The 528-nt window shown below is 62.9% G+C and carries 1 protein-coding gene; it reads left to right on the top strand.

Features of this window, described 5'->3' with window-relative positions:
• A partial coding sequence (locus tag A5705_RS00570; protein ID WP_156762979.1) for a class I SAM-dependent methyltransferase occupies positions 1-528 on the top strand: 528 nt, incomplete at both ends.

The following is a 528-nucleotide window of genomic DNA, read 5'->3' on the forward strand; positions in this document are numbered from 1 at the left end:
CACTACGATCTCTCGGACGACTTCTTCCGGCTGTTCCTGGACCCCACCCAGACCTACAGCTGCGCCTACTTCGAGCGCGACGACATGACGCTCGAGGAAGCCCAAATCGCCAAGATCGACCTGTCGCTGAGCAAGCTCAACCTCGAGCCGGGGATGACGCTGCTCGACGTCGGTTGCGGCTGGGGCGGTGCGCTACAACGAGCGGTCGAGAAGTTCGACGTCAACGTCATCGGAATCACCCTCAGCCGCAACCAGTTCGAGTACAGCAAGGCCAGGCTGGCCAAGGTCCCGACCGGGCGCAGCGTCGAGGTGCGGCTGCAGGGCTGGGAGGAATTCGAGGACCACGTCGACCGCATTGTCACGATCGGCGCCTTCGAAGCGTTCAAAGCGGACCGTTGGCCGGCGTTTTTCGAACGGGCCTACGAGATCCTGCCCGACGACGGCCGGATGTTGCTGCACACGATTCTCGCGCATTCCCAAAAACAGCTCCACGAGCTCGGCGTCTCGCTGACCATGAGCGACGTGCGA

The organism is Mycobacterium sp. E787 (genome assembly GCF_001668725.1).
In the GTDB taxonomy this organism is placed as follows: Bacteria; Actinomycetota; Actinomycetes; order Mycobacteriales; family Mycobacteriaceae; genus Mycobacterium.